The following is a 4,671-nucleotide window of genomic DNA, read 5'->3' as shown; positions in this document are numbered from 1 at the left end:
CACCACGATCAACGGCAACGCCAATGACGGCATCATCGGCAAGATCAATGACGGACAACAAGCCGGTCGACGGGCCGGCTGGATGCCCACAACCCGATGGACGACTTCGTGGTCCACCGCCGGGCGACCTACCGGCAGAAGGTGCCCGGGCCAATGTGGCGGGCGATCCCGGACGACGCGGCCGATGCCCTATTCGGCGCGCTGCGCAGTCATCGTGACCGCGCGCTGTTGTCGTTCTGGCTGTCCGGTGGTGCCCGGGCCAGCGAACTGCTCGGGCTGTGTCTCGATACCGACCTGGATGCCGGCGCGAACACGATCACGGGAGTCAGCAAGGGCAGCCGCCTGCGGGAGACAATCCCGGCCAGCGTTGACTCGCTGATATCCGGCGCTGGCTCACAGCGAACTGATTCAGCGCCGCGGGCATACGGCGCCTGTCCTCGCCCAGACCGTCGACGAGCTGGACGGTGGACCAGAGCACGCCACGTAACGCGGCCTCCGGCGGCCGCTATGCGAGCTATTGTCGGGTCCCCGTGGGCAGGCTGGCAGACATGTGTGGTCGATACGCCTCGGTGGCCAGCCGCGCCGATCTTCTCGAGCTGCTTGTCGTCGACGAAAGCAACGCCGACGAGCTGCGCGGCCAGGACTTCGTGACACCGACCAAGGAGAACCTGGTGGTGATCGCCCGCGTCCCGGATGACGCCGGCGAGGACGCGGACCCGGCGCGTGAGCCCCGGGCATGCTTGAACGACGAGTTGGCTTGGCTCGCGGCGGAGGGTTCGGGTTGCTCCGGTACACCTGAGCAATTGCAGCTTGCCCAGCGGCGTCGCGAGAGTGCTGTCCCGAAAACCGCCCGGATCTGGCGGGGCGATCGAAGCAGCTGCGCGATGCCGTGTCAGGTTATCGGGGCGGGTCACCTGGATGGCGGTGCGGTTGTCCCTAGCTTGCGCCTGGCCACCAGCAGCAGCCCCAGGATCAGCAGTACCGTCCCTGCCCCGAATACCAGCAGACAGACCGCGAAGGCGCCGTCGATCTCTACTCCGAAGGTCACCTTTGCGTCCACCGCGGGGGATCCGTCCGAGTTCATTACCACCAGGTCGTGCTGGCCGTCCGCGATCGGCCAGGCGATCGACTGTTCGTCGGGTCCGCTGGCCTTCGCGACCCACCAGGATAGTCGGGTCGGCGGTTTCAGCGCGGTCGCCCTGCCTTGCATCTCCTGGGTGTCGAGGTCTGAGGGCGGGGTGTACCGCACGACCCGGGTGTGTTCGGAGGCGCGCAGATAGTTCGCCACGTCGATGTCCTGGCCGATGCCGATGAACACTGGCTTGTGCGCAAGAGCAGTCACGTGCAGCGTCGCGCCGTGCCGGTCGAGCAGGTCCGGAGCGGTCATCACCGATAGGCCCTCGCTCGTCAGCCGCTTCTCACTGGTGGTCAGGGTGTTATCCGGACCGACCAGCCAGAATGCGGCGACGGCCCCCACGACGGTGACCGACAGTCCTACCAAGGTCAGTAGCAAGCCCACAGCAACGCGAGCGATACGCATGAAAGAACTCCAGTTGTCTGACGCGGCAACGGATGGGTGCGTTGGCGCTAATCGTGAGCCGTCCGGCGAGGTGGCCGGACGGCTCAGGACACAGGACGGCTCAGCGGCACAGCTCTGCCTTCACCAGCGCGTCGACCGCGTCGCCATGATCACCGGCGCCCCAGGTCACGGACACCGTGACCTGTCGGTCGCGGCGCGGCGAAACGAAAGTCGTGCTCGAGTACCCAGGGGCGTCCCCGTCCTTCCCCCACGCCGTGCCGCAAGGCAGTGACAATCTGATGATGCCCAGCCCGAACTTGGAGTCCAAGGCCGGGGTCTGCATCTCGCGCATCAGATGGCCTGGCAGGAGCCGGCCGCCGAGCAGTGCCGCGAAGAAGCGGTTCAGGTCGCGGGTGGTGGAGATCATGTCGCCGCCGGCGTTCATGATCGAGGGGTTGATCTTGGTGATGTCCAGCAGCTGTGGCTTCCCGTCCCGCTCAATCGGCAGGTATCCGTGAGCGTGCGGACCGCGAATGGCTGGGTCGGTGCCAGGCAGCGACGTGGCGTGCAACCGCAGCGGCCGGATGATCCGCTTCTCGATCTCGTGGGCGTAGGAGTTCCCGGTCAGCCGTTCGATGAGCATGCCGAGGAGGAGGTAGCCGGTGTTGTTGTACTTGGTTTTGGTTCCGGGGTCGAACAGCAACGGCTTTGCCGTCGCGCGGGCGACAAGTTCTGCGGTCGTCCAGGTCCGCCAGCGCAGCTCGAGAAATTCCTCGGAACGCGGCGACGGCAGTGTGGCGAGGACCTCGAACAGGCCGCTGCTGTGGTTCAGCAACTGCCGAACCGTGATCCGGTCGCCCTGCGGGACGACACCCGGCAGACGGCTCTCGACGGTGTCGTCGAGCTGGAGGCGTCGTTCGGCAACCAACTGCAGTACCACCGTGGCGATGAATGTCTTGCTCTCGCTGCCGATCCGGAACCGTCCCTGCGGCGGGACCGGGCGGTTCGAGCCTAGTTCGGCCGGACCGCTCGACGCGCGTAGGTGCTGGCCTATGGACGTGATCTCGGCTGTGGCGCTGGTCGCTCCCGCGGCGACCACGGCGTCCAGCTCGCGCTGCAGCTCCTGCCGTTCGGTCAGGTTGCCGTGGGCCTCGTCCATGTCGACCGCCAGTGCGGGCGCCGGTGCGGCCATCAACGTCACGGTCAGAATGCCCGCCAGGGCGGTGCCCAGCCGTGAACCCAGTCTCGTCATTTAAGACTTCTCTCTAGTTTCGGTGACCCTACTATCTCAGTTGCGGCGGGCAACTAATACCAGGGATGTGCCTGATCTACTTCTCGGGGGAGCCCTTGTCCGGTCCGGAGTCCGACCCGACAGTCGGTGGTTCGGCGGCAGCCGTGAGGCACCGAGGCCGGCGCATCGTACGGCGACTTGCACAGCTCGTCCGACGCCGTCAGAACACCACGTTTCGTCCTGGCCCAGGCCGAGCTTTGACCTCCGAGAAGTCGCCGATTCAAGACGCTAGTGCAGGAACTTCGGTACGCCGCGCTGACACGCACTCGTCTGCAAACCAACCACTTGGAGCGCTACGTCTGTGTAGACGACTTCGGACATCGACATTCGGCAGTTGTCGATGTTCGAACTCGCTGACGCAGATGTCCGTACTCGTGTGCAATAGCAGGGCGGTGCAGTAGAAGGCGTCCAGGCCGACGTGGGAACGGAACGCCGGAACGAGAACAGGTAGCAGATCGCCTGCGTGCCGGCGAGGTGATCGTCACTTCACCGAAGTCGACCTCGGCCTCCGCATCCGGCTGATGGTTCTGCACGATGAAAGCACCAGCAATGCCGCGGCCGGCATCGAGGCGGATCTCGTCGCGGCGGGCACCGACATAGGTCTGCACCATCTGATACGAGATCCCAGCCGAGGCCGCGGATCCGACGGCGCCCGAGCCCGATTCCCAGGACGGGAGGCCGCATACCGTTCGGCGAGCGTCTTGGTGAAATACTGAACCGGCTCGAGCACGAGCAGAGGAGACAGCGGCCGGTATTGCCCTGGTGTTCGAGAGAGTTGGGGACACCGCGATGGCCCGCTCCAGTCAGCAGCTGCGATCCTGCGGTTGACCTAGGGGAGTGGCCCCGGACTGGGCGCTTGGCGGAGCTTCTGTCAGAGCTGAGCATGAGTACCGGCCGTCGTGCGCGATCCGGCATCAACGGCACCTTGTGGATCTTGCCGGACTTCGCGCCGCGCACGGTCAGCAGGGCGAGTTCGAGCGGCCACCCACTGACCTGCCTCGGTGTTCCCGCGGCTTCGATTCTGGCCACCTGCGCGATGGCTATCAGCCGCTGGTTTCGATGCACTGTCACCTGTTCATTCAGGCACTGCGTCCGTCAACGCCGCTGGCGTGGTCGCCCCGTCGACGTCCCACCAGTCGCGGCGCCGACCGGATCCGTGAATGGCCGATGCCTCCCAGGAACGATGCGCTGACCTGATCGGCCACCTCAAGTACAGCTCGCCCCCTCGGTCGAAACCTCCCAGCCGCCCTTCCGGGCGGGCCGCGTAGACAAGTTGAAGTGAGGCGGCTCGCCTGTGAGGTCCCGCTGGGCACTGTTTGTGGGTGGGAATTGACCTGGCTTGGTTCGGAGGAAAGGGTGATGCTGGCGCTGCAGCCTGTGTTCTAATCCAGGCTTATGTCGGGGCGCATCCAGCTAGGCCGTGGTGAGGTGATCCCAGGCGCGCATGGTCTGGTCTATTACGGCGTTGAGCTGTGCAAGCGAGGCGCCGTCGCGGGCCTGGATAGAGAGACCTTGCAGGATGGTGATGATGAATCTGGCCAGTGCTGCTGGCTCTACGTGGTGTGGCAGTTCCCCGTCGACGATTGCCTCGTGCAGACGTTGCCGCAGGTCGCCGAGGTCGCGGCCACGTAGGTCCTTGAGCAGGTCTTTGACGGGTTCGCTGTCCGGCGTATAGGTAGTGCCGGCGAGGACGATGAGGCAGCCGCGGGGGTTGTCTGGGTCGGTGTAGAGCCGGGCGTTGTCGCGCAGCATCGCCTCTACGGCGGCCCGCGCGGTTGGCTGGTCGCGCAACGCCCGCGTGGTGGGGGATCGCTGGGGATCGTTGTAGTAGGCCACGGCTTCACGGAATAGGTTCTCCTTG

Annotated in this window: 3 protein-coding genes; all 3 read right to left on the bottom strand. The window is 65.6% G+C overall.

Annotation, left to right across the window (positions count from 1 at the left end):
* Positions 1–910 precede the first annotated feature (910 nt).
* Positions 911–1,540, bottom strand: coding sequence for a type 2 periplasmic-binding domain-containing protein (locus ABD255_RS32545; RefSeq protein WP_344220635.1), 630 nt, complete (start codon positions 1,538–1,540; stop codon positions 911–913).
* Positions 1,541–1,640: 100 nt separating this feature from the next.
* On the bottom strand, positions 1,641–2,771 hold the full coding sequence (locus ABD255_RS32540) for a serine hydrolase domain-containing protein (protein WP_344220634.1): 1,131 nt from the start codon (positions 2,769–2,771) through the stop codon (positions 1,641–1,643).
* 1,452 nt (positions 2,772–4,223) lie between these two features.
* On the bottom strand, positions 4,224–4,671 hold a 448-nt coding region (locus ABD255_RS32535), incomplete at its 5' end, for a TetR family transcriptional regulator C-terminal domain-containing protein (protein WP_344220633.1).

Origin of the sequence: Kribbella sancticallisti, from assembly GCF_039530625.1 — a bacterium.
GTDB classification, from domain to species: domain Bacteria; phylum Actinomycetota; class Actinomycetes; order Propionibacteriales; family Kribbellaceae; genus Kribbella; species Kribbella sancticallisti.
This window is presented reverse-complemented; position numbering and strand designations above follow the sequence as displayed.